At 63.9% G+C, this 26,838-nt stretch carries 24 protein-coding genes, 3 tRNA genes and 1 pseudogene; 13 read left to right on the top strand and 15 right to left on the bottom strand.

From position 1 onward, the window contains the following. The first annotated feature begins 32 nt into the window (after positions 1 to 32). A pseudogene (locus AC066Y_RS04930) lies at positions 33 to 1,327 on the top strand (spinster family MFS transporter). Here the strand turns inward: AC066Y_RS04930 and AC066Y_RS04925 are convergent. From AC066Y_RS04925 to AC066Y_RS04915, 3 genes are all read right to left on the bottom strand, one after another. Further along, on the bottom strand, positions 1,324 to 2,142 hold the full coding sequence (locus AC066Y_RS04925; protein WP_478272891.1) for an alpha/beta fold hydrolase: 819 nt from the start codon (positions 2,140 to 2,142) through the stop codon (positions 1,324 to 1,326). The pseudogene AC066Y_RS04930 and the gene AC066Y_RS04925 sit on opposite strands and share 4 nt — an antisense overlap. A 139-nt stretch (positions 2,143 to 2,281) precedes the next feature. Then, positions 2,282 to 5,773: an autotransporter family protein gene (locus AC066Y_RS04920; RefSeq protein ID WP_478272890.1), complete on the bottom strand. Its 3,492-nt coding sequence runs from the start codon at positions 5,771 to 5,773 to the stop codon at positions 2,282 to 2,284. A 393-nt stretch (positions 5,774 to 6,166) separates the two neighbouring features. Beyond that, positions 6,167 to 7,123 carry a TRAP transporter substrate-binding protein gene (locus AC066Y_RS04915; protein ID WP_478272989.1) on the bottom strand — a complete coding sequence of 319 codons (957 nt, stop codon included), beginning with the start codon at positions 7,121 to 7,123 and terminating at the stop codon, positions 6,167 to 6,169. 256 nt (positions 7,124 to 7,379) lie between these two features. Between AC066Y_RS04915 and AC066Y_RS04910 the strand changes: the two genes are divergently transcribed. The 5 genes from AC066Y_RS04910 (at position 7,380) to AC066Y_RS04890 (ending at position 9,857) form a co-directional block, all read left to right on the top strand. Next, entirely contained in the window at positions 7,380 to 7,583 is a 204-nt protein-coding gene (locus AC066Y_RS04910; protein ID WP_478272889.1) for a hypothetical protein, read from the top strand. A gap of 52 nt (positions 7,584 to 7,635) precedes the next feature. Next, positions 7,636 to 7,851: a hypothetical protein gene (locus tag AC066Y_RS04905; RefSeq protein WP_478272888.1), complete on the top strand. Its 216-nt coding sequence runs from the start codon at positions 7,636 to 7,638 to the stop codon at positions 7,849 to 7,851. A gap of 131 nt (positions 7,852 to 7,982) precedes the next feature. Next, positions 7,983 to 8,183, top strand: a complete 201-nt coding sequence (locus AC066Y_RS04900; RefSeq protein ID WP_478272887.1) for a hypothetical protein — start codon at positions 7,983 to 7,985, stop codon at positions 8,181 to 8,183. Between the two features lie 38 nt (positions 8,184 to 8,221). After that, positions 8,222 to 8,389 carry a hypothetical protein gene (locus AC066Y_RS04895; protein WP_244549469.1) on the top strand — a complete coding sequence of 56 codons (168 nt, stop codon included), beginning with the start codon at positions 8,222 to 8,224 and terminating at the stop codon, positions 8,387 to 8,389. Between the two features lie 166 nt (positions 8,390 to 8,555). Then, positions 8,556 to 9,857: a hypothetical protein gene (locus AC066Y_RS04890; protein WP_478272886.1), complete on the top strand. Its 1,302-nt coding sequence runs from the start codon at positions 8,556 to 8,558 to the stop codon at positions 9,855 to 9,857. Positions 9,858 to 9,943: 86 nt separating this feature from the next. Here AC066Y_RS04890 and AC066Y_RS04885 read toward each other — a convergent pair whose 3' ends face one another. Beyond that, positions 9,944 to 10,822 (bottom strand): class I SAM-dependent methyltransferase, encoded by an 879-nt coding sequence (locus AC066Y_RS04885; protein ID WP_478272885.1) that lies wholly within the window; start codon positions 10,820 to 10,822, stop codon positions 9,944 to 9,946. A gap of 363 nt (positions 10,823 to 11,185) precedes the next feature. Here AC066Y_RS04885 and AC066Y_RS04880 point away from each other — a divergent pair, with 363 nt between their 5' ends. Beyond that, positions 11,186 to 11,440, top strand: a complete 255-nt coding sequence (locus tag AC066Y_RS04880) for a hypothetical protein (RefSeq protein WP_478272884.1) — start codon at positions 11,186 to 11,188, stop codon at positions 11,438 to 11,440. A 30-nt stretch (positions 11,441 to 11,470) separates the two neighbouring features. Here the strand turns inward: AC066Y_RS04880 and AC066Y_RS04875 are convergent. Continuing rightward, positions 11,471 to 11,547, bottom strand: a tRNA-Asp gene (locus AC066Y_RS04875). A 308-nt stretch (positions 11,548 to 11,855) separates the two neighbouring features. On the opposite strand from AC066Y_RS04875, the gene AC066Y_RS04870 reads away from it, so the two are divergent. Further along, positions 11,856 to 12,179 (top strand): HU family DNA-binding protein, encoded by a 324-nt coding sequence (locus AC066Y_RS04870; RefSeq protein ID WP_224924859.1) that lies wholly within the window; start codon positions 11,856 to 11,858, stop codon positions 12,177 to 12,179. A 164-nt stretch (positions 12,180 to 12,343) separates the two neighbouring features. After that, on the top strand, positions 12,344 to 13,600 hold the full coding sequence (gene pepT / locus AC066Y_RS04865; RefSeq protein ID WP_478272883.1) for a peptidase T: 1,257 nt from the start codon (positions 12,344 to 12,346) through the stop codon (positions 13,598 to 13,600). Here the strand turns inward: pepT and AC066Y_RS04860 are convergent, their stop codons facing one another. From AC066Y_RS04860 to AC066Y_RS04850, 3 genes are read right to left on the bottom strand one after another with little or no spacing between them, the layout of a single operon-like run. Then, the gene (locus AC066Y_RS04860) at positions 13,601 to 14,452 is read right to left on the bottom strand and encodes a class I SAM-dependent methyltransferase (protein ID WP_478272882.1); all 852 of its coding nucleotides are present in this window, start codon (positions 14,450 to 14,452) and stop codon (positions 13,601 to 13,603) included. A gap of 33 nt (positions 14,453 to 14,485) precedes the next feature. Continuing rightward, positions 14,486 to 14,791: a YciI family protein gene (locus AC066Y_RS04855; RefSeq protein ID WP_456722872.1), complete on the bottom strand. Its 306-nt coding sequence runs from the start codon at positions 14,789 to 14,791 to the stop codon at positions 14,486 to 14,488. 22 nt (positions 14,792 to 14,813) lie between these two features. After that, entirely contained in the window at positions 14,814 to 15,110 is a 297-nt protein-coding gene (locus tag AC066Y_RS04850; protein WP_092114663.1) for a hypothetical protein, read from the bottom strand. 248 nt (positions 15,111 to 15,358) lie between these two features. Here AC066Y_RS04850 and AC066Y_RS04845 point away from each other — a divergent pair, with 248 nt between their 5' ends. Continuing rightward, positions 15,359 to 15,607 carry a PRC-barrel domain containing protein gene (locus AC066Y_RS04845; protein ID WP_425304801.1) on the top strand — a complete coding sequence of 83 codons (249 nt, stop codon included), beginning with the start codon at positions 15,359 to 15,361 and terminating at the stop codon, positions 15,605 to 15,607. A gap of 112 nt (positions 15,608 to 15,719) precedes the next feature. Here the strand turns inward: AC066Y_RS04845 and AC066Y_RS04840 are convergent. Further along, positions 15,720 to 15,794, bottom strand: a tRNA-Val gene (locus tag AC066Y_RS04840). A 55-nt stretch (positions 15,795 to 15,849) separates the two neighbouring features. After that, entirely contained in the window at positions 15,850 to 16,254 is a 405-nt protein-coding gene (locus AC066Y_RS04835; RefSeq protein WP_478272881.1) for a GFA family protein, read from the bottom strand. Between the two features lie 208 nt (positions 16,255 to 16,462). On the opposite strand from AC066Y_RS04835, the gene AC066Y_RS04830 reads away from it, so the two are divergent. Beyond that, the gene (locus AC066Y_RS04830; RefSeq protein ID WP_478272880.1) at positions 16,463 to 17,131 is read left to right on the top strand and encodes a GntR family transcriptional regulator; all 669 of its coding nucleotides are present in this window, start codon (positions 16,463 to 16,465) and stop codon (positions 17,129 to 17,131) included. A 1-nt stretch (position 17,132) separates the two neighbouring features. Next, positions 17,133 to 18,356: an MFS transporter gene (locus AC066Y_RS04825; protein WP_478272879.1), complete on the top strand. Its 1,224-nt coding sequence runs from the start codon at positions 17,133 to 17,135 to the stop codon at positions 18,354 to 18,356. A 69-nt stretch (positions 18,357 to 18,425) separates the two neighbouring features. On the opposite strand, the gene lon is transcribed toward AC066Y_RS04825, so the two are convergent. The 5 genes from lon to AC066Y_RS04800 form a co-directional block, all read right to left on the bottom strand. After that, entirely contained in the window at positions 18,426 to 20,855 is a 2,430-nt protein-coding gene (gene lon, locus AC066Y_RS04820; protein ID WP_478272878.1) for an endopeptidase La, read from the bottom strand. A 319-nt stretch (positions 20,856 to 21,174) separates the two neighbouring features. Next, positions 21,175 to 22,449 carry an ATP-dependent Clp protease ATP-binding subunit ClpX gene (gene clpX, locus AC066Y_RS04815; protein ID WP_024583449.1) on the bottom strand — a complete coding sequence of 425 codons (1,275 nt, stop codon included), beginning with the start codon at positions 22,447 to 22,449 and terminating at the stop codon, positions 21,175 to 21,177. A gap of 454 nt (positions 22,450 to 22,903) precedes the next feature. Then, positions 22,904 to 23,539, bottom strand: a complete 636-nt coding sequence (locus AC066Y_RS04810; protein ID WP_092114669.1) for an ATP-dependent Clp protease proteolytic subunit — start codon at positions 23,537 to 23,539, stop codon at positions 22,904 to 22,906. Positions 23,540 to 23,744: 205 nt separating this feature from the next. Then, the gene (gene tig / locus AC066Y_RS04805) at positions 23,745 to 25,103 is read right to left on the bottom strand and encodes a trigger factor (RefSeq protein ID WP_478272877.1); all 1,359 of its coding nucleotides are present in this window, start codon (positions 25,101 to 25,103) and stop codon (positions 23,745 to 23,747) included. Between the two features lie 164 nt (positions 25,104 to 25,267). Beyond that, a tRNA-Leu gene (locus tag AC066Y_RS04800) sits at positions 25,268 to 25,352 on the bottom strand. Between the two features lie 135 nt (positions 25,353 to 25,487). Between AC066Y_RS04800 and AC066Y_RS04795 the strand changes: the two genes are divergently transcribed. Further along, complete coding sequence (locus AC066Y_RS04795; protein ID WP_478272988.1) at positions 25,488 to 26,819, top strand: multicopper oxidase family protein; 1,332 nt, start codon at positions 25,488 to 25,490, stop codon at positions 26,817 to 26,819. Positions 26,820 to 26,838: the final 19 nt, after the last annotated feature.

Below are 26,838 nucleotides of genomic sequence, written 5' to 3'. Positions count from 1 at the left end.
GAAAAGACAAGAGATCATCGGGGGAGGACGTCATGGTCGATGTCGCACCGCAGGCGGCTGCGCAGGCGCAAGTCAGCGCCAGGCCTGCTGCCCGCCGCTATTACGTCCTCGGCCTGCTCACCATCATCTACGCCCTCAACTTCCTCGACCGCACGATCTTCAACGTCCTGATCGAGCCAATCAAGAAGGAGTTCGCGCTCAGCGACACCACAATGGGCCTGCTGGCCGGGTTCGGCTTCGTGCTGTTCTACTCGCTGCTCGGCATTCCGATTGCGCGGATGGCCGATCGCCTCAACCGCCGCAACATCGTAGCATTGGCCTTCGCGTTCTGGAGCGCGATGACCTATCTCTGCGGCCTGGCCTCCAGCGTCGCGACGCTGGCACTGGCGCGGATCGGCGTCGGCATCGGGGAGTCCGCAGGCACGCCAGCCTCGCAATCGATGATCGCCGATCTGTTCGACAAGAACGAGCGTCCGCGCGCGCTCGGCATCTACGCGATCGGCACCTATCTCGGCGTCTTCCTCGGCTATTTCATCGGCGGTTATGTCAATCAGCACTATGGCTGGCGGATGGCCTTCTTCACCGCGGGCCTGCCCGGCATCGCGCTCGCCGGGGTGCTGTGGCTGACGATCTCCGAGCCGAAGCGCGGTGCGATGGCCGAGACCTTCAAGGCCGAGCCGATCTGGCCGACGCTGGGCTTCCTGATCTCGCAGCCGAGCTTCGTCATCGTGCTGGTCGGCTTCTGCCTCACGACCTACACCAACTACGCCACTGCGGTGTGGATCCCGCCGTTCCTGGCGCGCATCCATCATCTGACCAGCGCCGAGATCGGCACCTATGCCGGCACCTTCAAGGGTCTCGCCGGCATGGCGGGCACGCTGATCGGCGGCCTCGTGGTGGCGCAGATCGGCCGCCGCGACGATCGCTGGAAGCTGTGGGCGCCGGCGATCATGTCCGGCCTCGCCGGTCCCGTCTTCGCATTGTCATGCTGACGCAAAGCTTCACGCTGATGGTCGCGACGCTCGCGCTGACCTCGTTCATGGTCGGCTTCCATCTCGGCCCGATCTTTGCGATCGCCCAGACGGTCGCAAAGCCCAGCATGCGGGCGCTGGCTTCGGCGATCGTGCTGCTCACCGCGACCTGCTTCGGCCAGGGCGTTGGCCCCCTCGCCGTCGGCATGATCAACGACACCCTGAAGGGCGGCGCGTACGGTACGGATGCGGTTCGCTACTCGCTGCTGTCGGCCGCGGTGACGACGACGCTGGGCGCACTGCTGTTCGTTTGGGCGGCGCGCTGGATCCATGCCGATATCGCGCGCGCCAGCTAAGCGTCCATGAAGGCCAGCAGGTCGGCCATCAGGCGCGCACTGTGCGTGAGCGGCAGAGCGTGCGGCGCGCCTTCATAGACGGCGAGTTTGCTGCCCTTGATCAGCGCCGCCGTCTTCGCGCCGGTCAGCTCGAGCGGCGCGCTGGCATCCTTGTCGCCGTGCACGATCAGCGTCGGGCGATCGATACCTTTGGCCGCGGCGCGCAGGTCGGCAAAGGAGATGGTCTTGCGGCAGGCCAGCGCGACCGGTAGCGGCACGCTCAGCATCATCTCCCTGATCCAGGCCCGCGTCGCCTCGGGCGTGTCGGGCATGAAGAACGGCGCCTCGTTCTCGCCCATCCATCTCGGGAAGTCCTGCGCGATCGCGGCATTCTGCGCCTCGACCATCGCCCTCGGCACCGCGATCGGATTGTCCTCGGTCTGGACGATGGACGGTGTGGTCGGCGCCACCAGGACCAGCCGCGCTACGCGACCGGCGCCGTGACGCGCCAGATAGTTCACCGCCTCGATCGATCCCATCGAATGCGCGACGATCGTGACGTCGTGGAGATCGTGCTGCTCGATCACGGCAGCGACGTCGTCGGTCAGCGTGTCGAGATCGTATCCCGTCATCGGCATGTCGGAACGGCCGTGGCCGCGCCGATCCGGCGCGACGCAACGAAAACCCTTGGCGTTCAGCGCCACGATCTGGCTGCCCCAGACGCCGGAATTGAACGTCCAGGCGGCAAGCAGCAGCACCGGTTTGCCCGAGCCCCAATCCTGCACGAACAGTTTTGTGCCGTCGCTCGCGGTCGCATAAAGCGGTTGGCTGGCCATGATATGTTTCCCTTTGCGGATCGATCGGCAACATCGCCGCCGATGCACCGACCATCGCAAAGGGAGATCGCGCGCGCGATTACGCCTCAGGTAATCACGCGCGTGATGCCAAGCTTACGGAAACGGAAACGCGCCCGTCTCACCACTGATACCGCACCACGCCCTTGCCGGCGTAGCTCGAGGTGACGTTGGAGAACTCCCCCTCGAACGTCGCGGCCGCCGACCAGCCGTTTCGCCAGTTCATCTCGAGCGAGGCCGTGGTCAGCGCGGAGTCGCTTGCCTGCGCCGCGCCGTTGACGACGAAGCTGGTGCCCGGCAGCGCCTGGAAGGTCGCGGCAGCCGAGCGGCTGGGGTCGTAGTCATGGGCCCAGGCGAAGCGCGTGCGCAGCGTCAGGATGCCGTCCTGCACGGGGAAGGACTTGTCGGTGCGGAGGCCGAGCTCGCTGCGCGTATCGGTCAGGCTCTTGCCGCCATAGGTCAGCGCAAACGTCGACAGACCCGAGATCACCCGCTCGGCGTAACCAGGCAGCTCGAATGTCGTGAACTGGCCGGCGGCGTAAGGCGTGATACCGACGCCGCCGATCCACGGCGCGACGAAACGATAGCCGCCCTCGAGCCGCCCCGAATACGCATTGGCATTGAACTCGGCGCGAAGCTGGTCGATGCCTGCGGCCGCCACGGTGCGGTTGGTGGTGATGTCCTGCCAGCCATAGGCGAGCGCGGCGGAGATATAGGCCGCACCTTCGATGTGGCGGACATAGGCGCCGGCCTGGAACAGATCGGACCGGCCGCTGCCGCTGCCCGCGACCGAGAAGCTGGTGCCGCCGCCGGCGATCGCAAATCCCGCAACGGTGTTCGGCGAGAACAGATAATCGGCGCCGACCGCCGTGCCGTAAACGCTGCTGGTGGTGTCGTTCGACCCGACAATGGCGTTGCCGCTGGTGGATTGCGAACCGCCGAAGCCGGCGGCCCAGACGTTCCAGCGCGGCACGAACGGCACCGGCGGCGCCTTGGTGAACATCGCGAATGCGTCGGTCTTTTTTGTCGCGGCATAGGCGCTCGCTTCGGCCTCTTCCGCATAGCCCGTTGCGCCCGGCATCGAACCGGCCGCGCCGGTACGGTTCGTGAAGGGATCGGTGAGCAGCCCCATGAACAGGTTCATGGCATCGAACGTCGTCTGCTGCGAGCCGCTCGCCAATTCGCCGGACGCCTGGGTCAGCCCCGCTGGCGTGAGCGTGCCATAGGCCATCGGAATGCCGCCGGTCGCATTGAAGTAGTTGACCAGCGTGTTGCCGACGGCCCGCTGATTGCCGGAGAGGCCGCCGCCGAAATTGGGTGTCGGTGTCGGCGTGAAATCCAGCGCGAGATTCAGAAAAACATTGTCGGCGTCGTAGCTCAGGCTCGATTTGAATCCGCTCGGCAAATTGGTGTTGACCGGTCCGTTGAACGTGCCGTTCACGCCGCCGGCGGCATTCACGATGGTGTACTGCTTGGCGACATAAGTGCCCGCCGCAAAGTTCGCATTCACGATCGCGCCGCCCAGGGTTGCGGTCCCCGTCACGTTGGTGCGGTCGGCATTGGCAGGCGAAACCTCGACCAGATAGCTCGACGCTGCCGTGAAAACGAGATTGCCCCGAACGGTCAGGAGTCCGATCGAATTGCCCGGCGAGAGCGTGCCACCGGCGTTGATGGTGGTGTCGCCGACCGTGCCGTTGCCGCCGAGTGTGCCGCCGGCATTCACCGTGGTCGAAGATACGATTGAGCCATCTACCGCTAGCGTACCGCCGTTCACGGTGGTCGGACCGGTATAGGTGTTGGCACCGGAGAGCGTGAAGGTGCCGGTGCCAATCTTCGTAAGACCCAGCGTCAGATTCAGAGATGCACCGTTCGAAATCGTTCCCGAGAACGTGGTCGACGAGTTGTCGGCACCGGACGTCAGGATCACCTGGCCGCCCGCGATTGGACTGAGCACCTTGCCCGCGCCCGCGAGCGAACCAATCGTCTCGTCATTTGCGATGCCCAGAGTCGCACCACTGGCGACCGTCACGGCTGACGTATCGGGAATCGCGTTGCCGTTACCGACATCCAACGTTCCGGCGTTGATGATGGTCGCCCCGTCATAAATGTTTGTTCCGTTCAACACCAGGGTGCCTATGCCGATCTTGGTCAAGCCCCCAGAGCCGCCAATGGCAGAGGAGATTGACAGAACATCGAAAGGACCACCGTTAGCGACGTCGAACGTGCCGCCGCCGCTATTCAAGGTAATGGCGCGGGTCGGCGAAAGCACAAGTGATCCGACACCTGCGTATTGCAAAGTACCACCGTTGAAGGTGAGCGCGCTGCTTGCCGCCGCGAGATTGGCATCGGTCGAGATCGCCAGCGTCCCCTGGTTGATGCTCCAGGGCGTGAGGGCTGTCGTCGAGCCGGTCAGCGTCCAGGTGCCGGTGCCGGTCTTCACGAAGCCCGCAAAACCCTGATACTGCGCAGCCGACCCGATCGTGGCCACGTCGAAGCTCGCATTACCCACGCCACCCAAGCGCAACGTGTCGCTGCCGGTGCCGGCCACGTTGCCAATGATGGTCGAGCCTGCTTGCAGTTCGAGCATGTTGCTGCCGCCGGTAAAGGTGATGGCGTTGGCGCGAATGCCGCCTGCGCCCGATATCCCGCCTGCAACGGTGCCGCTGTTGATGACAGTGAGATTGGCACCGACAATGCCGGCACCACCTGTCCCTGCCGTACCTGCAATCGCAATAGCACCGCTACCTGCGGCGCCTCCGACACTGCCATTGCCGCCCTGGATAAACCCATTATTGACGAGCACGGCTGGCACACCGGCGCCGAGAACCCCCACGCCCCCCGATCCGCCATTGCCGCCGTTGCCGCCAGTAGGTCCGGTGCCACCCACCCCTCCGACCCCGCCGAGACCTCCTTGAATCGTACCGGTGTTGGTGAAGACTGCCCCGGGCCCCCCAAGCCTCAGGCCAGCCCCGCCACCGCCACCACCGCCGCCGCCACCGCCCGACGCCGAGGCGTTGCCGCCGCTGCCACCCGTTCCACCGGTGCCGCCCGTCAGCGTAGAGCCGTTCGAGCTTGCGGCAGGTCCTGTCACGACGAGGGCGTTCCCGCCCGATCCGCCGCCGCCACCACCTCCGCCGTCAGGGCCGGGACCGCCGCTGGTGTTGCCGCCGCTGCCTCCGGTCAGGCCTGTCCCGCCGACGATCGGCGCAACATTCTGGATGAAGGGGACTGACAACCCGTTGGCGCCGCCGGCGCCGCCCGCGCCACCATTGCCGCCCGATGCGCTGCCGGAGGTATCTCCAAGCCCGCCCTGGCCGCCCGGTGCGCTTCCGGCGCCACCGCCTCCGCCACCTCCGCCGCCGCTGGCGGTGCCGGCAGCCGCATTGGTGCCCGATGCTCCCGCCAGGCCGTCCGCTCCGCCTGCGCCGCCGATACCGACCAGATTCGGGGGATTGCCATGATGGGCATTGCCTCCCGTGCCGCCATCAGCGAACGCCGGCGCGAGCGGCGACCAGCAAAGCAGAGAGATCAGTGCAAGCGATGTAGCACCGGCCGATATCGACGTCAGGCTGCATCTAGAGGACCGCCGTGCTCGGACCTCCGCACGTTTCATTTTGCCGACTGGATCGCTCGGCTCTGTGGCACACTCAGACACACAGGAACGATTGAAGAGGGTCCCAGCGCAATAGCATGCACGGGTTCGAAAGCGTTCAACAAGGGACACGCGCATGGCATTCCAACTCGGGCCGCGCACAGCGCGGCCACTGAAAATCACAGCGGCAGGTTGTATCCCCTGAGACATCCTGCCGCTTGACAAAAAACAAAAATGGAACCGAAAGCGCGAGGATGTGCCTTCTTTGCCACAAAGCGAGACCCGCACAATTTTCCGCGCCCGCGCAACACGTTCGCGTGCAGCCTTGCCGGTATCCTTGCGAAGGCATGCCGACCGTGCATCGCGTTACTGGCATGATCGGCCGCTGCGTTACTGGTGGCGATCTGCGCGGCGTCAGGTCAGCTCGCCGGTGTATTTCTCCAGCGCCGCCCAGGCGTCCGCGCCATAGGTCTTCTGCCATTGTGTGTAGAAGCCGGCCTTCACCAGCGCGGCTCTGAACTGCACGGGATCGGGCGTGTTGAAGGTCATGCCCTTCCCGGTCAGCTCGGCCTGCAACGAGCGGTCCATCTCGACCAGATCGGCGCGCTCCCTCACTGCCGCCGCATCGAATGCCGCATTGACGAGTTCGAGCAGATCGGGCGGCAGGGCCGCCATCGCGCGCCGGTTGCCGAGGATCCAGTAGCCGCTCCAGCAATGGTTCGACAGCGCGCAGTATTTCTGCACCTCGTACAACTTTCCGGTCGAGACCTGCGCCAGCGGATTCTCCTGCCCTTCGACGATGTGGGTCTGCAGCGCCGAATAGAGTTCACTGTAGGAGATGCTCGACGGCAGCGCGCCAAGTCCTGAGAACAGCGACGTCAGCAATGCCGTCACCGGCACGCGAATTTTGAAACCCTTGAGATCGTCGACGCTGTTGAGCTGCCGGCTCGACGACGAGGTGATCTGGCGGAAGCCGTTGTCCCAGACCTTCTTCAGCGGCACGACGCCGGTCCTGGCGATCGCATCGCGGACGATATCGCCGACCCCGCCGTCCATCGCCGCCCAGACCTGATCGTAGGACTGGAACGCAAAACCGATGCTGGGAAGGCCCGACAGCGGCACCAGCGTCGACAAGGTCATGCTCGGTGCCGCCAATAGCTCGATACCGCCGGCGCGGACCTGCGACAGCATCTCCGGATCACCGCCGAGCTGGCTGTTGGCGAACACCGAGATGTTGACCCGGCCGGACGATTGCGTGCCGACCAGCCTCGCCGCCTCGGCCAAACGGATTGTTAGCGGATGGGTTTCCGGAGTGTTGACGCCGAGCTTGAAGTCGAACTCGACCGCGGCAAGAGACGGCTTACCAAACATCGCGGCGGCAAGTGCCACGGCGCCAGTTCCCAGCATCCGGCGGCGGGTCATATTCCCTGTTTTCATTATTGTTTTTCTCCCAAGCGCAGTCCGCGCCTATGGCCAGTTTCAGCCCTCTCCCTGTGTGACGCAAGGCACGGTGAAACCAATCCGTCCGTGGCACGAAACCATTTCCGGGAACTCACGAAACGATCCGGAAACAGATGGGGCTTACCAGTAGCTGCCATAGACGGCGCATAGACGCCCGGAGGCGACCATGAACCACTCGATCCATTCAGCCGATCGCGCGACCCACCTCAAGATTGTGGTGGTTGCTCTCGTTGCGGCCATCGGGGTTGCGGCTTTCGGCATTTCGGCCCGGAACAACGCGGAATTCACCCAGACCGCCCAGACCAACCAGGTCATCAAGGCCGGCAAGCCCGTCGCGATCACCTCCTCGGGCGCCTCAACGGTCCGCTAAGACGAATTCAGGCTTCGACAGACAAAGCGGCCGCCTTCGGGCGGCTTTTTTGTTGGGTTTGATCGTCTCGCACTCCGATCAGAGCGGTGTGGCCTTCACCACGTTCGGTTACAGCGATTGCAGGACCACACAGATCGCGCACGCGAGATCGCTGGTGCTGGTGCTCGACCTCGACGGCACCCTGATCAAGGACGAGCTGTTCGATCTGAGCTTGTTCGCGATCCTGCGCCGCAATCCGCTGCTGATTGTGCATGCGCGGTCTGGCTGACGCGCGACCGCGCAGCCGCGGCGAAATCTTAACCGCCTCCTAACGCGGTCGTTCGATTGCAATCCGCTCCGCGACCCCAGTTTTAAAAATTGTTCCGTTAGGGTCGGCGTCAACAGAGGCGCAGGCCCACAATGAATTTGCAGCAGCAAGTAATTTCGACCGGCTTCAAGATCATCTGCACGGATTGCGGCAGCCTGGCGATCAAGGTCGCCGATCCCGCGCATGCGACCGGCGACACCATCATCGAATGCCGCCGCTGCAACGCCGTGCGCGGCACGGTGGCGGATCTGCACACCCTGGCGCGGCGCGGCCGCGACCTGTTCGAATTCTAACCCCGGCGCCGCCGATGCTGTCAGACCCGAACGCGACCATGCAGAGCGACATTCCCCTGGACACGGTCTGGTCGATCCTCGAGGCCGCCAACGAACTGGGCGATACCCACACGGTTGACGCCTGCCGCCGTATCATCGACGCGAATTTGCGCGGCGAGGCCCCGGGACAATCCGACCTCAACGCGGTCGCCGCATTCTTTGCCTGATCAAGGCGGCGCGTTCCGCGTTTGTGAATTCAATGCGGCGCCGCGGTGACAGATCGCCCGGCGGAAACAGAACAATACAGACCGAGACGTCGCTTAACCTTGCTTGACTTGATTGGCCCGAGGTCGATCGGCTAGCTGTCGCCCAGCTTTCGATTCGGACGGGCCGATGCAATTGACGCGCGACGACCTGACTGTCGGGGTCACGATCCCTGGATTCCTCGTCCTCAGCACCGCCTCGATGATCGCCTGCGGGCACGCGTTCCCGGCGATGCACGTCTGGCGCTCCGGCATCACTGCCGAGGCGATCCTCGGCACCGCCGTCATGGCCGTCTTCATCCCGGCGTTCGTCGCGGGCCGCTTCAGCTTCGGTTATCTGGTGAGCTTCGCGCTGCTGTCAGCGGTGTTCGGCTTCGTCTGGCTCAGCTTCTTCACCGCGTTCGATTATCCGCATGCCATCGCCCGCTGGGCCATGATCGCCGCGCTAGCGGCCGCGATGATCCCCCTGATGTTCCAGAATATGCCGGTTTGGCGGCCCGGCCTGTCCGAAACGGCGATCAAACGCATTACGCTGCTGCTGCTGGCGTCGTCCCTGGCCGTGCTGGTCGCCGACATCTCGTACGGCGCCAATCTCGGCAATCCCTATGGCGCAGCCCGCAACGCCGTCACGCGGCCGGCGCTGTTGAATTATCTCACCGGGATCATGATCGGCGCGGTCCTGCCTTATCTGTTCGCGCATTTCGCGTCGCGCAGGCAATGGGTGCAGGCCGCTTGCGTGTTGCTGTTTGCGCTTTGCTTCTATCCGGTCGTCAACAACAAGACCGTGCTGCTGTTGCCGATCTGGCTGCCGTTTCTGTTCTGGCTGTTCGGCTGGTTCACCCCGCGGCTGGCCACGGTGCTCGCATTCCTCATTCCCATGATCATTGGGCTCACGGCGTTCGCCGTGCTCGGCGCCGACAGGGACTACGTCGTGTTCAGCGCCATCAATCTGCGTTTCCTCGCAATCCCGTCGCTCGCCCTTGATCAATATGCCGACTTCTTCGCGCACCGCGACCTGACCCGCTTCTGCCAGATATCGATCGTGCGACAGGTGACCACCTGCCCGTACGGCGAGCTCGGCCCGGCGCTCGGAGCGATCTATCGGGACGGCAACTTCAACGCCTCCTTCCTCGCCACCGAGGGCATCGCGTCGGTCGGTCTTGCGCTCGCGCCGATTTCGGCACTCGTATGCGGCCTGATCCTGTCGGTGGGGTCGACGGTCTCGCGGCACCTGTCGCCGCGCTTCATCGCAGTGTCGTCGGGCATCGCGGTTCAGGCCATCATGAACGTGCCGCTCACGACAAGCCTGATGTCGAACGGGATCGCGCTGCTGTTCCTGCTGTGGTGGCTGACGCCCGAATGGCGAGCGGAAGCTTCGCAGCATCAGCAACAGTCAACGCGACCCGTCGATGCCGTCGGTGTCGCGGCCTGATTTTTCTACGCCCTGCCCGCGGCACGACGCTGCGGCCTGAGCGATCGGCAGCCGCGACCAAGCGACGCCGATGCGCCCCTGTGGCCTCACTTCTTTCGGAGAACGATGATGCTCTGATACGGTGAGATCCCGTTCATGCCGACGTCAACGAGATCAAACCGGTCGGTCCAGTGCGTCTCGATGTACCGCTTGCTGATGATCGTCTCGCCGTAGGTCATTTCGCCATCGACCGGATAGCTTTGCGGATAGAAGTAGAATCCCTCCCGCGCCACAGTCTCGGCGATCTTTTGCTGATCCCAGCCGGGCAATTTGGCAATCGGCTCATAGAATGCGTATGCCGGCGGCCGAACGGTCAGAAGAAAGAGACCGCGATTCTCCAGAGAATCGTGAACCGCGGTCAGGCATGTGTCGCTTGCGGCAGGCGAGAGGTGCGTCCAGATCGATAGTGCGTAAGCGACATCGAATTTCTGGTTGAACGGGAGACGTCTCGGCAGGCTGTCCGACAACACGATGTCGGCGTGCGGGTTGGAGCGTTGCGCGACCTGGATGATGCCCTTGTGCGGATCGCACCCATGCAGATTGCGCAGTGGCACATCCTTCATGAAGTACCGGAGCACACTGCCCCAGCCGCAGCCATAGTCCAGCACTTCGCATTCATCAAACGGCTTATCCAGATGCCGCCTGAGCTTATCGTGCAAAAGACGATAGGTTTCGATGACGGCGGCGCCGAGCTCCATCCCGGAACGACCGCTCCAGTTTTTCTGGGTCCCGGCATCAGGCGGATCGGGAATGGCGGCCTTGATCGCCTTGAAGCCATCATACTCCTTCCAGAGCAGCACATTCCACAGATACGGATCGTCGATCCATTTGAGTGCGTCGTATACGGACCCTCCCCTTCGGCAGGCAGCGTCAGCTCTTTCCAGTTCGTCGTTGTAGTATTCGTTCAGCCACGAACTCCAGTTCATCGGCACGCCTCCGTGTTAGGTTCGCTGGATCAGCCCTCGCCCACGCTCGCGTCGTTTGAATGTCCTGAACTGTCTTCGCTTACTCCGGCAACTTTAAGACCCATCGAACGCGTGCGAGTTCCGCAAGCTGGTGGAACCGCTGATGTCGTTCCTGCGCCATGGACGAGCGATCGCCGTTCACCAGGAGTGATAGCGACAGACCTCAACCGCAGAACTTGGATCTGTTCCGTCAGCTTCCATCGCGCCGCCAGCGACAAGACGCTGAAACGAAGCCGACGCAAACCGTCGCAGAACCCGTGTCGGCAACGTCGACCGCAATGTGGTCACATCGGATGACACACGCGCAGGCGCGGGAAACAGTTGATGACCACTGTCGAGGGTGACGCCGGCGGCGGTTCCGTCGAGGACCAGTCCAACAAAATGGCCAACACGGTGGACACCAACAAGCGGCTGCGGCGCACCTATAATCCGGTCAATGTCGTCAGCGTGCGACGCTTCGACGAAGCGCGCGTGGTCGGCGCGAAGAAGCTCGAGGCAGCCGAACAAAGGGCGGCCGAAAGTGTCACACTGGCGTCCCTTGTGACACTTTTGAAAAGCGGCACCGGTCAGGGGAACTGAGGTAAGGCTTTGATTTTGCGCTTGAATTGATGGCGCGAGAGACGGGACTCGAACCCGCGGCCTCCGCCGTGACAGGGCGGCGCTCTAACCAACTGAGCTACTCCCGCGGATGCCGATCATCGGATTGATCCGCGCAGGACCGAGGGCATAAAGGCCCGCATCCGGATAGTCAAGCACGTTGCAGAGCCCTGCACAGCGCGGGCATTTTCGCGCTGGAGGCGCGAGTTGTCGCCTGTTTTCAGGGGAAACGGCGTAGTCAGCAAAGCCCCGAATCAAATAAGGCCTGATACGTCTGGGTTTCCTGTGGCCGGGCCCGGCGCTGCCCGTTCCCCAGAACCGGCGGTTTCAGGACTTTTCCGGACGCACTTTCCCGACGCGAACGGCGCGCCATTCGCGTGAAAGCAGCAATCCAGCCATTCAGCAACGAGGAGGGCCACACATGGCGAAGAAAGCAGCGACCCCGGCGACGATCACGCTGAAGCACCTGGCGGCGGCCATCGCCGAAGAGCAGGAGCTGTCCAAGAAGCAGGCCGAGGCGATCCTGACCGACATGGTCACCCGGATCACCAAGCACCTCAAAAAGGGCGAGCGGATTCGCATCGTCGGCCTCGGCATCCTCCAGGTTCGCAAGCGCGCCGCCCGCATGGGCCGCAACCCGGCGACCGGCGAGCAGATCCACATCAAGGCAAGCAAGAAGGTCGCCTTCCGCGCCGCCAAGGAGCTGAAGGAAGCCGTCTAAGGCTTTGACCTTCCCGGTTTGATACCAAGGCGCCATTCCGGCTCGTGACGCGGCCCCGGAGTGGCGCTTTTCTGTTGTAGAGTTGTCTCTCGATGCGCTTTGCTTGCGCGAACCAACTTCGCCTGAGCGTCTTATTCCCGTTCTCCTACCCTCGCGCGGTCTTCATGCTGGCACCGGCTCTCGACTTCAAGCACACCGTCACCGAGCGCTTCTTGCGCTATGTCGTGATCGACACCCAGTCCGATCCGGATTCACCGACCACGCCCTCCACCGAGAAGCAGAAGAACCTCGGCCGCCTGCTGGTCGCCGAGCTGCAGGCGATGGGCATATCCGATGCGCACCTCGATCCACACGGATACGTCTATGCGACGATTCCGGCCAACACCGACAAGACGGTGCCGGTGATCTGCTTCTGCTCGCACATGGACACCTCACCCGACTGCACCGGCAAGAACGTCAAGCCGCAGGTCGTGAAGAATTACCGCGGCGGCGACATCGTGCTCCCGGCCGATGCCTCGCAGGTGATCCGCGCCGCCGAGCACGAAGCGCTGGCCGACCAGATCGGCAACGACATCATCACGACCGACGGCACCACCCTGCTCGGCGCCGACAACAAGGCCGGCCTCGCCGAGATCATGGACGCCGCGCATTTCCTGGTCACCAATCCGCAGGTGAAGCACGGCACCATCAAGATCCTGTTCACGCCGGACGAGGAGATCGGCCGCGGCGTCGACAAGGTCGACATCAAGAAGCTCGGGGCCGATTTCGGCTACACCATGGACGGTGAGACCGCGGGCCACATCGAGGACGAGACCTTCTCCGCCGACGGCGCCAGCATCATCATCGAAGGCGTCGCGACCCATCCGGGCTTCGCCAAGGGCAAGATGGAGCATGCGATCAAGATCGCGGCCGCGATCGTCGATCGGCTGCCGAAGGACACCTGCTCGCCCGAGACCACCGAAGGCAAGGAAGGCTTTCTGCATCCGGTCGCAATCTCTGGGGCGCTGGAGAATGCGCGGATCGACTTCATCGTCCGCGATTTCACCGAGCAAGGCCTGAAGCAGAAGGAAGCGCTGCTCGAGAAGATCGTGCAGGACGTCATGAAGGGATATCCGCGCTCGACCTACCGCATGGAGGTCAAGCAGCAATACCGCAACATGAAGGAGGTGATCGATCGTCACCCCCAGATCGTCGCCTATGCGATCGAGGCGATCGAGCGCGCGGGGCTATCGCCGGTGAAGACCTCGATCCGCGGCGGCACGGATGGCTCGCGGCTTTCGTTCATGGGCCTGCCCTGCCCGAACATCTTCGCTGGCGAGCACGCATTCCATTCGCGGCTCGAATGGGTGAGCCGCCAGGACATGGAGAAGGCCGTGCAGACCATCGTGCACCTGGCGATGATCTGGGAAGAGCGGGCCTAATCAGGCCCGCGCGGTCACGATCCAGATCGCGCCGGGCAGCAGCACCGCATCGCCCTTCGCAAACGGCGTCAACGCCTCGCGGATCGAGGTGACGGCGGCGGCCCGTAGGTCATCCGGTTGTCCTTCCAGTGCGCGGCTGGCGGGCCCGATCTCGAGCGCGCTCTGGACAGCGGCGTCGATTCCGCGCCCGATCGCGACGTCGAACTCAAGCCGGCAGGGCTCCATCGCGATACCGGAAAAGCCGGCCTCGCCGAGGATCCGGTTCACGCGCGCTTCGGACGCAAACGAAAACGGACCGGGGTCTTCGGGACTAAGCTGCGGCAGCTTCGGCACGTGCTTGTAGACGGCCTGCAACGGCGCCATGAAGAACGGATTCTCGCGCGGCTCCTGCCAGCAGGCGAAGGCGAGCCGGCCCGACGGCTTCAGCGCCTTGTGCAGATTGGCGAACGACACCACCGGATCGGCAAAGAACATCACGCCGAAGCGCGACGCCAACAGATCGAAGCTTGCGGGATCGAACGGATAGACCGTGGCGTCGGCAAGCGCATAGGTGACCGGCGGATCCTTCGGCGTGCTTTGCCGTGCCCGCTCCAGCATCGGTCCGGAGACGTCGACGCCGAACACATGGCCTGACGGCCCCACCTTGGTCGCAAACCCATTCGTCGAGGCGCCGCTGCCGCAGCCGACATCGACGATGCGCTCGCCGGCCTTCGGCGCGGCGCGATCGATCAAGAGGTCGAGCACCGGCTGCAGCACGATATCCTGCGCGGCCTGCCTCGAGGCCCAGCGCTGACCGCCCGGCCCGTTCCAATATGCAATCTGATCGGCGTTTTGTGGATGGCCTGCGTTCATGCGATCCAAACCTGTTGAGGAGTTGCGCCGATCCTAGCAAGTCTCGCGCGTGGCCGCGCGCAACATCGGCGTGACCTGATAGGTGAATCCGGCATTGGCCTTGCTGACGGGATCGTTGGCGACGATCTCCTGCGGATCGGCATCGTCGGGAAGTTGCAGCACGCCCAGTCCCCAGACGCCGGCGGGATCGGCCACCGGCCCGAAGATCAGCGCCTTGCCGGCCTGCAGCAATTCGCCGCAATAGGCGACATGCGCCTGCATGATGGCGGCTTCCTGCTGCGTCATGTCCTGCGGAAAGGTCGGGCGCGGTCCGGTCAATTTGCAGACGTAGTACTTCATCAACCTGCTCCGCGCTCGGGGATTATTTGGCGGCAGCGCTCGTGGGCTTGGCCTGCTTCGGCGCTGGGGTCGTCTTGGCGGCATTGGCCTTCGGCGCGGCCTGCCCGTCATTGCTGCGCGCAATGCCCCAAGGGTCGGTGGGCTTCTGGTCCGGCACGCCGCTGAGCGCGCGCTGGTAGGCGCGCTGCTGCCGCGCCTCGTTGGCCACATCCGATGGCGACTTCTCGATCTCTTCGCGATAGCGCTGAACATGGTCCTGCTGCGCCCATGCCGGTCCGGCAATCATGGTGAGAAGAAAAATCGCGGCGAGTTTGCGCATGCATCAAGTTCCCGGTTAGGCGCAGAGAATAGCATCGCAGCAGCGTCGGTGCCAAACCTGAGCGGTATCGCGCCAACAGGAACCGATCCCGCCCAGCGGCGAGAGCGTGACTTTCGGCACCTTTCGCGCCATCGGATATCGAATGACATTCGGCACACCAGCGCGGAGCAAGCGCGGTCCCGGCCACCCCATAGACTACCCCAAGGCCGGGATCGCGCCCTCTCCGCGCGCTCACGGAGGGCCGAACAATGGCCTCACTACGCAGGGCCCATCAACCAGAGGCCGCTTTGCAACTCGTGAAACACCGCGCCACCGTCATCTTGCGCGAGCATGTGCAAGTGGAGGCTGAGCTTGTCGGAAGGGCTGCGGTTCTCACCGATGGGACGGCAGGGACCGTCGAGAGCGTGGCGCTGGACGAGTCGCACGGGTTACGCATCTCGATCAAAGGGCACATCGGGAAGTGGCCGATCTCGACAATCAGGATGCTCCAACCATAGGGCTGGATCCGGCCCCCTTACCACATCGGGCCAGTGCCGGTGAAAATCTCCCAATCATCGCCCGCTGGTCCCGGCAGCCGGGTCGCTCTGCGGGCTTCAGAGGGCTTGCGAATGGTGGGCGGTGAGAGGATCGAACTCCCGACCAATGGTGTGTAAAACCAGTGCTCTACCGCTGAGCTAACCGCCCTTACCAGCGCGCCTCTTTAGCCTCGCCCGCCCCTCAGGCGCAAGGTCGCAGAGCCTCAATCCATCGGCCGCGCCGGCAATGCCTTGAGATCATTGATCCAGGGCGCGACGGAGCGGCACCAGACCTGGCGTCGCGGGGTCAATTCGGCGCGCTGGCGAATGCTGCCCCAGCGGATACCCCAATCGTCGGGACCGCCGTCCTCGCCGCTCGTGAACAAGGGGGAACCACAGTCGCCGCAAAAATGCTGGAAGCGGATTCGGCCGTTGTCGCCTCGCTTGCCGTATTGTTTCGGCGCACCTGCGGTCAGCCGGACCTGCTCGGCGGCGCAGACCGCTGTGGCGCGATAGGGCGAGCCGGTCAGCATCTGGCAGTCAGTGCAATGGCAGATCGACACCTGTTCGGGATCGATCTCGGCCTCATAGCTCACGGCCCCGCAATGGCATTGCCCGTCAATCCGCATCTGCATTCTCCCAATTCGGCGTTGTCCAATAAAGGCCGTCCCCGAGCTGGCGTTCCCTGCGGGGCGCCGGGTGGCACGGCTCCGCACGCGGCCGGCCCGGTGCCCCGATGGCGCAATGCTGGTATCCCAAAACGGGATTGTTTGGGATACCAATCCGGGATACGTCGATAGGGTCCCGAAAACTCTACGCCCGCACCGGTGGACCGCCATGTCGCAGATGCTTCAGATCCACGACCAGCTCCGGGAGATGATCCTCTCTCTCGACCTTGGCCCCGGCGAGCGGCTGACGGAGCGCTGGCTCGAGAGCCGGTTCGAGGGATCACGCACGCCAATCCGCGCCGCGCTGGTGCGGCTCGAAGGCGAAGAGCTGGTCCGCCGCGACGGTCGCAACTGGATCGTCGCACCAATCGACCTCGGTGAGCTGGAGGCGCTGGCCGAGTTCAGGATTCCCCTGGAGACGACGGCTGTCCGCCTCGCCTGCACGCGGGCGAGCCCGGCCGACATCGCCGGCGTCGAAGCGATGCTGGATGCCTGCCAGTCCGGCGCGCCGCGCGAGGAATGGCACCGTGTCGGCACCGATTTCCATGTCGAGATCGCGCGCCTCTCCGGCAATCCCTTCATCGTCAAGGCGATCGCCGGAGCGATGACGCGGCTGTCGCGGGCGCGCTGGCTCGAAGTGTGGACTGAACCGTCGCGCGAGCAGGCCTGGCGCGAGCATCGGCGCATTCTCGGCTTCATCGAGGCCAACGATCCTGATTCTGCCGTGCGCGAGGCCGCCGCTCACATCACCGACACCCGCGATCGGCTGCTCCGTTCGCTCAACGAGGATCGCCGCGGCCTGCGGGCGCGCGGCTTCGCCGTGATCGGGCTGCGCTGACATGAACATGGAGATCGATCGCGAGGCGGCGCTCGACGCCGGCCCCTGGAAACGCAACCTGATCGTCTGTGTGCTCGGCTCCTTCACCACCATCGTGGGGATGACGCTGCTGCTGCCGTTCCTGCCGCTCTATGTCGAGCAGCTCGGCGTGACCGACCATGCCGCCATCGTGCAATGGTCGGGCGTAGCCTATGGCGCAACCTTCTTCAGCGCGGCGCTGACGGCGCCGCTATGGGGACGGCTCGCCGACCGCTATGGCCGCAAGCTGATGCTGATCCGCGCGAGCCTCGGCATGGCGGTTGCCATGTCGCTGATCGGCATGGCGCACAACGTCTATGAGCTGGTCGGCCTACGGCTGTTGACCGGCCTGCTCGGCGGCTACGCCTCGGGCTCGACCGTGCTGGTCGCGTCGCAGACGCCGAAGGCGCGGTCCGGCTGGGCGATCGGCGTGCTGTCGGCCGGCATCATGGCCGGCAGCCTGGTTGGCCCCTTGATCGGCGGCGTGCTGCCGGGCCTGATCGGCATCCGCGCGACCTTCTTCCTGATCGGCGGCGTCATCTTCATCACCTTCCTCGGCACGACCTTCCTGATCCGCGAGGAGGCGCGTCCGAAGACGGCGAAAGGCGCCAAGGCGCGCGGCGGCTGGTCGCTGGTTCCGGACAAGCGTCCTGTGATCGCGATGTGGGGCACCGGCCTGCTCTTGATGATCGCCAACATGTCGATCGAGCCGATCATCACGGTCTATGTCGCGCAGCTGGTCGAGGCGCCGCAGGTGACGTTCGTCGCAGGCCTCGTGATGTCGGCGGCGGCGTTCGGCAGCCTGCTGTCGTCGTCGCATCTCGGGAAGCTCGCCGATCGCGTCGGCCATTGGCGGATCATCACCATCTGCCTGGCCGCCTCGGCGCTGCTGCTGATCCCGCAGGCCTTCGTGGTCAGCGGCTGGCAGCTGATCCTGCTCCGCTTCCTGATGGGGCTCGCGCTCGGCGGCCTGTTGCCCTGCATCGCAAGCGTGATCCGGCACAACGTGCCTGACACGGCCACCGGCAGCATGCTGGGCTATTCGATTTCGGCGCAATATGCCGGCCAGGTGATCGGCCCGCTCGCCGGCGGATTCATCGGTGGCCATATCGGCATGCGCGCGGTGTTCCTCGGCACCAGCGTACTGATGGCACTCGGGGCGATCGGCAATTTCGTCGTCGAGAAGAAAGAGCAATCCGGACGATAAAGGCGCACGAAGCGCCAAACAAAAACGGCGCCCGAAGGCGCCGTTTCATTATTTCGACCGGAGCTCGCTTCAGTGCGCCGTCAGGCCGCCGGACGCCTCATCCGAAGCGTCGGGCTTGACGTCGACCTTGCTGGTCTCCTCTTCCCAGACGATCGGCACAGGCACCCGGGTCAGCGCCTTGGCGACGACCTCATCCAGCCGCGAGACCGGGATGATCTCCATGCCGCCCTTGATCGCATCGGAAATCTCCGTGAGATCCTTGGCGTTGTCCTCGGGGATCAGCACCGTCTTGATGCCACCGCGCGCGGCAGCCAGCAGCTTCTCCTTCAGACCGCCGATCGGCAGCACGCGGCCGCGCAGCGTGATCTCGCCGGTCATCGCGACATCGTGGCGCACCGGAATGCCGGTCATGACCGAGATGATCGCGGTGGCCATCGCCACGCCGGCGGACGGACCGTCCTTCGGCGTTGCGCCCTCCGGCACGTGAACGTGGATGTCGCGGCGGTCGAACATCGGCGGTTCGATGCCGTAGACGATCGCGCGCGAGCGGACGTAAGACGCCGCCGCCGAGATCGACTCCTTCATCACGTCGCGCAGATTGCCCGTGACGGTCATCTTGCCCTTGCCGGGCATCATGACGCCTTCGATGGTCAACAGCTCGCCGCCGACATCGGTCCACGCCAGACCGGTGACGATACCGACCTGATCCTCGTCGTCGATCTCGCCGAAGCGATACTTCGGCACGCCGAGGAACTCTTCGATGTTCGCCTCGGTGACCTTCACCGACTTCTTCTTGGAGATCATCAGCTCCTTCACCGCCTTGCGGGCGAGTGTGGAGAGCTCGCGCTCCAGGTTACGCACGCCCGCTTCGCGGGTGTAGCGGCGGATCATCAAGAGCAAGGCCGCGTCATCGATCGACCATTCCTTGGAGTCCAGACCGTGCTTGGAGAGCGCGCTCGGGATCAGATGCTTGCGCGCGATCTCGACCTTCTCGTTCTCGGTGTAGCCGGCGATCCGGATGATCTCCATGCGGTCCATCAGCGGGCCCGGAATATTCAGCGTATTCGCGGTCGTGATGAACATCACGTTGGACAGGTCGTAGTCGACCTCCAGGTAATGGTCGTTGAAGGTCGAGTTCTGCTCGGGGTCCAGGACCTCAAGCAGCGCCGACGACGGATCGCCGCGGAAATCGGCGCCCATCTTGTCGATCTCGTCCAGCAGGAACAGCGGGTTCGAGGTCTTCGCCTTCCGCATCGACTGGATGATCTTGCCGGGCATCGAGCCGATATAGGTGCGGCGGTGACCGCGGATCTCGGCCTCGTCACGCACGCCGCCGAGCGACACGCGCACGAACTCACGGCCGGTCGCCTTCGCGATCGACTTGCCGAGCGAGGTCTTGCCGACGCCGGGAGGCCCGACCAGGCACAGAATCGGTCCGGTCAGCTTGTTGGCGCGCGACTGCACCGCGAGATACTCGACGATACGGTCCTTGACCTTCTCGAGCCCGTAGTGATCGGAGTCCAGCACCGCCTGCGCGGCCTCGAGGTCCTTCTTGACCTTGGACTTCTTGCCCCACGGGATCGACAGCAGCCAATCCAGGTAGTTGCGCACGACGGTCGCTTCCGCGGACATCGGCGACATCTGGCGCAGCTTCTTCAGCTCGTGCTGGGCCTTCTCGCGCGCTTCCTTGGAAAGCTTGGTCTTGGAGATCTTCTCCTCCAGATCGGCCAGCTCGTCGCGACCTTCGTCGTCGCCGAGCTCCTTCTGGATCGCCTTCATCTGCTCGTTCAGGTAATACTCGCGCTGGGTCTTCTCCATCTGGCGCTTGACGCGCGAGCGGATGCGCTTCTCGACCTGCAACACCGAGATCTCGCTCTCCATCAGGCCCAGCACCTTCTCCAGGCGCTGGGTGACGGACAACGTCTCCAGGATCGCCTGCCGATCGGCAATCTTGACCGCGAGATGCGAGGCAACGGTGTCGCCGAGCTTGGCGAAATCGTTGATCGCTTGAACCACGCCGACGACTTCGGCGGAGATCTTCTTGTTCAGCTTCACATAGCTTTCGAAGTCGGACACGACCGAACGCGCCAAGGCCTCGGCTTCGACCGAGTTGGCGTCAGTGTCGGCGAGCGCGACCGCGGTCGCCTCGTAGTACTCGCTGCGGTCGGAATACTTCTCGACACGCGCGCGTTCGAGGCCCTCGACCAGTACCTTGACGGTGCCGTCGGGCAGTTTTAGGAGCTGCAGCACGCTGGCGAGCGTACCGGTCTCGTAAATTGAATCGGGAGCCGGATCGTCATCGGACGCGTTCTTCTGCGTCGCGAGCATGATCAACGCGTCGTTCTTCATCACCTCTTCGAGCGCGCGGATCGATTTCTCGCGGCCGACGAAGAGCGGCACAATCATGTGCGGGAAGACGACGATGTCGCGGAGCGGCAGCACCGGATAGGAATGGCTTTCGCCGTGGACGATCGTTGGCCGGGGTTTTGAAGTCATCATGGCCTTATCCTTTTGTTTTGCCCCCTTGCTCGCAGTCCGCCTGCTTGCGCAACCGCCACAAGGTGCCTTGGTGATACGGAATCAGATTGCCGTCAGCAGCCGCATATTCCGCATCGTAAAGCGACGAATCTCAACGCATGAGATCCCTCACCGATAGCATTAGGTGGCTATCAGGCAGGGGGGTGTCAAGTCTGAGAAGTGCCGGGAAATGTAGGCTAAACAGGCATTTACTGCGACGCGAAAATGGCCTGCCGCTGCGCCGCAACGGCCGCCGGATCGCCCGGCAGCCGCATGAATTGCGACGACAGAAAGTTGCGCCTTAGGCGCTCGCGCTGCTCTCGACGGCGCGATCGGAACGATCCGCGTAGATGTAGAGCGGACGCGCCGTGCCCTCGACGACCTCGCGCGAGATTACGACTTCCTCGACACCTTCGAGGCCCGGGAGGTCGAACATGGTCTCGAGCAGGATGCTCTCCAGGATCGACCGCAGGCCGCGTGCGCCGGTCTTGCGTTCGATCGCCTTGCGGGCGACCGCGCCAAGCGCCTCGTCGGCGAAGGTCAGCTCGATGTTCTCCATCTCGAACAGCCGCTGGTACTGTTTCACCAGCGCGTTCTTCGGATCGGTCAGGATCTTCTTCAGCGAGGCCTCGTCGAGGTCCTCCAGCGTCGCCACGACGGGCAGACGGCCGACGAATTCCGGGATCAGGCCATACTTCAGCAGATCCTCCGGCTCGACGTGACGGAAGATCTCGCCGGTACGGCGATCCTCCGGCGCCAGCACCTGCGCCGCGAAGCCGATCGAGGTCGAACGACCGCGCGCGGAGATGATCTTCTCGAGGCCCGAGAACGCACCGCCGCAGATGAACAGGATGTTGGTGGTATCCACCTGCAGGAACTCCTGCTGCGGATGCTTGCGGCCGCCCTGCGGCGGGACCGAGGCCACCGTACCTTCCATGATCTTCAGCAGCGCCTGCTGGACGCCCTCGCCCGACACGTCGCGGGTGATCGAGGGATTGTCCGACTTGCGGCTGATCTTGTCGATTTCGTCGATATAGACGATGCCGCGCTGCGCGCGTTCGACATTGTAGTCTGCGGCCTGCAGCAGCTTCAGGATGATGTTCTCGACGTCCTCGCCGACATAGCCGGCTTCGGTCAGCGTCGTCGCGTCAGCCATGGTGAACGGCACGTCGAGGATGCGGGCCAGCGTCTGCGCGAGCAGCGTCTTGCCCGAACCGGTCGGACCGATCAGCAGGATGTTCGACTTCGCCAGCTCGACGTCGTTGTGCTTGGTCTGATGGTTAAGCCGCTTGTAGTGATTGTGGACGGCGACCGAGAGCACCTTCTTGGCATGGCTCTGACCGATCACGTAGTCGTCCAGTACCTTGCAGATTTCCTTCGGTGTCGGGATGCCGTCGCGCGACTTCACCAGCGAGGACTTGTTCTCCTCGCGAATGATGTCCATGCAGAGTTCGACACACTCGTCACAAATGAAGACAGTCGGTCCGGCAATCAGCTTGCGAACTTCATGCTGGCTCTTGCCGCAGAACGAGCAATATAGCGTGTTCTTGGCGTCGCTCGTGCCGACCTTACTCATTCATTATCTCCGTCCGCCGTTCGACCTCGTTTGCCAGATCGACCCAATCCGGCACAAAACCGGAGTATTGGGTAGATAGAGCAAATTCCGTACCAAAAAAGACCCTACGCAATACTGACCGTGTGGATCACGGTTTATTCGAATCTCCGCGATCATAGCCGATGCATTACAGCCAACCATGCTGGCACCCGACTATCAAGAATTCGCTAATCGGGGGGCAGGCTCAAGACCGTGACAATACCGTGATTTTCCACGATCGCACGTGGAATACGCTTCGAAATCCACGGAACGTTGCGGGATTACCACGCCGAGCCATGAGCACGAAAGCGGAACTTTCTGCCCCCGCATATGCGCTTGCGAGGTACTCCGCCGTCCTGCTTTGCCGACTATGTGAGGCGCCAATGTGGAGATCACACCGACGCCTCGGGTCGCCTGTCCAGATCAGGCAGCCTTGTTAGGCCGCCTTGGCCGCCGACGGGTCTTCCGGCCGCTTGTCGATGACCTTGTCGACGAGACCGAACGCCTTGGCGTCCTCGGCGGTGAGGAACTTGTCGCGCTCGAGCGCGTCCTCGATCGCCTTGTAGGTCTGGCCGGTGTGCTTCACGTAGATCTCGTTGAGGCGCTTCTTGAGATTCAGGATCTCCTGCGCGTGCAGCATGATGTCGGTCGCCTGGCCCTGGAAGCCGCCGGACGGCTGGTGCACCATGATGCGGGAGTTCGGCAGCGTGAAGCGCATGTCCTTCTCGCCGGCTGCGAGCAGCAGCGAGCCCATCGAGGCCGCCTGCCCCGTGCATAGCGTCGACACCGGCGGACGGATGAACTGCATCGTGTCGTAGATCGCAAGGCCCGACGTCACCACGCCACCCGGCGAGTTGATGTACATCGAGATTTCCTTTTTCGGATTCTCGGCCTCGAGGAACAACAGCTGCGCGACGGTCAGCGTCGCCATGCCGTCTTCCACCGGACCGGTGACGAAGATGATGCGCTCTTTCAGCAGGCGCGAGAAAATGTCGTAGGCGCGTTCGCCGCGATTGGTCTGCTCGACGACCATCGGCACGAGGTTCATGTAGGTTTCAACGGGATCGCGCATGAAAGAACCCAAGGGTTAGGGGTGATGCAGAACGTTAAGGCTTAACCCAGATATAGGCCAATTTCCGGCCGACAAGACCGGCACTGGCTGTACTAGCCACCTGGGCAGGACGCAGAAGTTCAAGCCGATTCGCGTCCGCGCGCCTAGCGAGGGGAACCTCGCCAGGCCTGCTTTCGCGGTTCATCATTAACGCGAGGTGCCGCAATTAAGCGGCAGTTTGCTCGGCGTCTTCATCCTTGAACAGCTCATCCTTGGAGACCTTCTTCTCGGTCACGTTGGCGAGCTCCAGGACGAAGTCGACGACCTTGTCCTCGTAGATCGGAGCGCGGAGCTGGGCCAGCGCCTGGGCGTTGCTGCGGTAGTAATCCCAGACTTCCTTCTCGCGGCCCGGCATCTGGCGCGCGCGCTCGATCACGGCGCGCGAGACCTCGTCGTCGGTCACGGTGATCTTGTTCTTCTCGCCGATCTCCGAGAGCACGAGGCCGAGGCGGACGCGGCGGTCGGCGATCTTCTGGTACTCTTCCTTGGCCGCATCCTCGGTGGTGTTCTCGTCGGCGAAGGTCTTGCCGGAGGAATCCATCTCGGCCTTGATCGAGTTCCACATCAGGTTGAACTCTTCGGCGACAAGCGACGGCGGCGCCTCGAATTTGTGGCTCTCGTCGAGCCGGTCGAGCAGCGCGCGCTTGACCTTCTGGCGGGTCGCACCGGCGAACTCGGCGGTCAGGCGCTCGCGCGCGGCTTCCTTCAGCTTGTCGAGCGACTCGAGGCCGAGCGTCTTGGCGAACTCGTCGTCGATCGTAGTCTCACCGGGCGCCTCGATCAGCGTCGCGGTGGTCTCGAACTCGGCCGGCTGTCCGGCGAGCTTGTCGTTGAGGTAGTTCTTCGGGAAACCAACCTTCAGCGTGCGGGTCTCGCCCGTGCCGATGCCGATCAGCTGCTCCTCGAAGCCCGGAATGAACTGGCCGGTGCCGATCACGACCTGGATACCCTCGCCGGTGCCGCCCTCGAAGGCTTCACCGTTGATGGTGCCCTTGAAGCTGATGGTGACGCGGTCGCCCTTCTCCGCCGCACCCTCGGTCTTTGCGCTGTACGGGCGGCTGCCTTCGGCGATGCGCTTGATGGCATCGTCGACGTCGGCGTCGGAAACATCGACCACCGGCTTCTCGACCGAGAACGACTTGAAATCGGCGAGCTGGATCTGCGGCACGACCTCGATCGCGACGGTGTAGGTCAGGTCGGTCTTGCCCGACAGCAATTCCTCGACCTGGTCCTTCTCGGTCGGCATCGTGATCTTCGGCTCGCCGGCGAGGCGGAAGCCGCGATCTTCGAAAATCTGCCGGTTGGTGTCGCTGATGGTCTGGTCGATGGTCTCGGCCATGACAGAGCGGCCGTAGATCTTCTTCAGGTGCGCCACCGGCACCTTGCCGGGACGGAAGCCGTTGAGACGGACCTTGTCCTTGAGGTCGACCAGCCTGGCGCCCGCCTTGGCATCGAGATCGGATGCCGGAACGCTGATCTTGAATTCGTGCTTCAGTCCCTCGTTGAGGGTCTCGGTGACCTGCATGGTATCAATCTTCTTCCGCTTTTGCCGCGGCCCGAGCGGCCGTGGCAGTGTCAATCTGTTCGACGGTGAGCCTTGCGGCCTAACGTCTGTGGGTTCGGCGAACCCTCGTCCCCTTCGGGGCCCAAGGTTCTCCAAGGAATCGTCATGCAAACGCTGTAAGCGCTTGGTGCGGGCGGAGGGACTCGAACCCCCACAACTTTCGTCACTGGAACCTAAATCCAGCGCGTCTACCAGTTCCGCCACGCCCGCGCGAAAAGCATCCAGTCCGGCCGCGATGCCGCGGGCGGCCGGGCTTATAACATGCGCCCACCGGTTCGCAGCAAAAAAATGGCCGCTGGAGAGCCCGCCCTGCGACCGATCGCGACTGGACAGGTACACTTGAAAATGGTCCGCATCGGCCGGATGGCAAGCCCCCTAGCAAGTCCCGAATTTTCCCTCACCCGGCGCGACCTGATCGCCGGCCTGGGCGCCGCAGCGCTTTGCCCCGCTTGGCCGACCGCCGGCTCGGCGCAGGGCCGGACGGCGGTTGCGCTGCAGGCCAAGATTGACCGCATCTTGCTCCGTCCCGACGGACCGGAGACCCCGGTCTGGTCGCTCGGCAGCAGCGATCTCCGCTTCAAGCGGGGCGAGGTCCTCGACGTGACGTTCGGCAACGAGCTGCCGGTTGCGGCCGCGCTCGATTGCCGCGGGCTCGATGGCGTCCCGGCCGCGGAGCCGCTGGCCTCGCGGGCGCCCCTTGCCACGGGGGCAAAGGATACGTTTCAGCTGCCGCTTCGGCATGCCGGCACCTTCCTGTGCGAGCCGCTGTTCGGGGACAGCACGGCGCCGGCACGGCCGCGCCCGCTGATCGTGACCGGCACCTCGCCGGTCGCGGTCGATCGCGACGAGGTCTTGCTGATCGAGGAGTGGCGTCTGCAGCCCGATGGAACCGCGATCCCGCCTGGGAACGATCCCAAAGATTCGATACAAATTCATACAATTAACGGCAAAACCTCATACGACATCTCGGCACCGGCCAATGCCCGCCTCAGACTCCGCTTTATCAATGGCAGCCAACGCAGTGTGCTGGCGGTCAAGCTGGACAACCTCGACGTCCGGGTGATGGCGATCGACGGCCAGCCGGCCGAACCGTTCCCGGCCCGCAACGGCGCGCTGGTCCTGGCTCCCGGAAGCCGCACGGACGTCTTCGTCGATGCGGCCGGTTCGGGCGGAACGAGCTTCCCGATCCTGCTGCACGACGGCAAGCAAGCCCGTCCCGTCGGCAAGCTCGCCGTCTCGAACGAGCCGCCGATCCGAACGGCGCCGTTCCCGCCGGCGCCACCGCTGCCGGGCAACGACATGCCGGCCCAGCTCGACCTCAAGAGCGCGATGCGATTCGATCTGGCGCTCGGCGCGCCCACCGAGTGGGTCCGCCCGGCCGATTTCAAGCCGTCAGCGGCTCCGGCCTTTCAGGCCAGGGCAGGCCGAACCGTCGCGCTGGCCCTGACCAACCAGGCCACGATCGCCAGCGTCTTTCACCTGCACGGCCATCACTTCCGTCTGCTCGACCGGCTCGACGACGGCTGGAAGCCGTTCTGGCTCGACACGCTCGCGGTCGAACCGGGCCAGACCCAGCGCATCGCCTTCCTCGCCGAATATCCGGGCCGCTATCTGATCGAGCAGGTCGCGACCGATTGGGCCGCGCCGCGGCTCTTGCGATGGTACAGTGTCCAATAACAAGAAGTGGAAACCGCCT

The organism is Bradyrhizobium sp. USDA3010, assembly GCF_056429065.1.
This window is presented reverse-complemented; position numbering and strand designations above follow the sequence as displayed.

Excerpts from the sequence above, each read along its gene's own strand:
- AC066Y_RS04925 (WP_478272891.1), bottom strand. The coding sequence starts at position 2,142 with ATGGCCAGCCAACCGCTTTATGCGACCGCGAGCGACGGCACAAAACTG.
- AC066Y_RS04920 (WP_478272890.1), bottom strand. The coding sequence starts at position 5,773 with ATGAAACGTGCGGAGGTCCGAGCACGGCGGTCCTCTAGATGCAGCCTG.
- AC066Y_RS04915 (WP_478272989.1), bottom strand. The coding sequence starts at position 7,123 with ATGTTTGGTAAGCCGTCTCTTGCCGCGGTCGAGTTCGACTTCAAGCTC.
- AC066Y_RS04910 (WP_478272889.1), top strand. The coding sequence starts at position 7,380 with ATGAACCACTCGATCCATTCAGCCGATCGCGCGACCCACCTCAAGATT.
- AC066Y_RS04900 (WP_478272887.1), top strand. The coding sequence starts at position 7,983 with ATGAATTTGCAGCAGCAAGTAATTTCGACCGGCTTCAAGATCATCTGC.
- AC066Y_RS04895 (WP_244549469.1), top strand. The coding sequence starts at position 8,222 with ATGCAGAGCGACATTCCCCTGGACACGGTCTGGTCGATCCTCGAGGCC.
- AC066Y_RS04890 (WP_478272886.1), top strand. The coding sequence starts at position 8,556 with ATGCAATTGACGCGCGACGACCTGACTGTCGGGGTCACGATCCCTGGA.
- AC066Y_RS04885 (WP_478272885.1), bottom strand. The coding sequence starts at position 10,822 with ATGAACTGGAGTTCGTGGCTGAACGAATACTACAACGACGAACTGGAA.
- AC066Y_RS04880 (WP_478272884.1), top strand. The coding sequence starts at position 11,186 with ATGACCACTGTCGAGGGTGACGCCGGCGGCGGTTCCGTCGAGGACCAG.
- pepT (WP_478272883.1), top strand. The coding sequence starts at position 12,344 with ATGCTGGCACCGGCTCTCGACTTCAAGCACACCGTCACCGAGCGCTTC.
- AC066Y_RS04860 (WP_478272882.1), bottom strand. The coding sequence starts at position 14,452 with ATGAACGCAGGCCATCCACAAAACGCCGATCAGATTGCATATTGGAAC.
- AC066Y_RS04855 (WP_456722872.1), bottom strand. The coding sequence starts at position 14,791 with ATGAAGTACTACGTCTGCAAATTGACCGGACCGCGCCCGACCTTTCCG.
- AC066Y_RS04850 (WP_092114663.1), bottom strand. The coding sequence starts at position 15,110 with ATGCGCAAACTCGCCGCGATTTTTCTTCTCACCATGATTGCCGGACCG.
- AC066Y_RS04845 (WP_425304801.1), top strand. The coding sequence starts at position 15,359 with ATGGCCTCACTACGCAGGGCCCATCAACCAGAGGCCGCTTTGCAACTC.
- AC066Y_RS04835 (WP_478272881.1), bottom strand. The coding sequence starts at position 16,254 with ATGCGGATTGACGGGCAATGCCATTGCGGGGCCGTGAGCTATGAGGCC.
- AC066Y_RS04830 (WP_478272880.1), top strand. The coding sequence starts at position 16,463 with ATGTCGCAGATGCTTCAGATCCACGACCAGCTCCGGGAGATGATCCTC.
- AC066Y_RS04825 (WP_478272879.1), top strand. The coding sequence starts at position 17,133 with ATGAACATGGAGATCGATCGCGAGGCGGCGCTCGACGCCGGCCCCTGG.
- lon (WP_478272878.1), bottom strand. The coding sequence starts at position 20,855 with ATGATGACTTCAAAACCCCGGCCAACGATCGTCCACGGCGAAAGCCAT.
- clpX (WP_024583449.1), bottom strand. The coding sequence starts at position 22,449 with ATGAGTAAGGTCGGCACGAGCGACGCCAAGAACACGCTATATTGCTCG.
- AC066Y_RS04810 (WP_092114669.1), bottom strand. The coding sequence starts at position 23,539 with ATGCGCGATCCCGTTGAAACCTACATGAACCTCGTGCCGATGGTCGTC.
- tig (WP_478272877.1), bottom strand. The coding sequence starts at position 25,103 with ATGCAGGTCACCGAGACCCTCAACGAGGGACTGAAGCACGAATTCAAG.
- AC066Y_RS04795 (WP_478272988.1), top strand. The coding sequence starts at position 25,488 with ATGGTCCGCATCGGCCGGATGGCAAGCCCCCTAGCAAGTCCCGAATTT.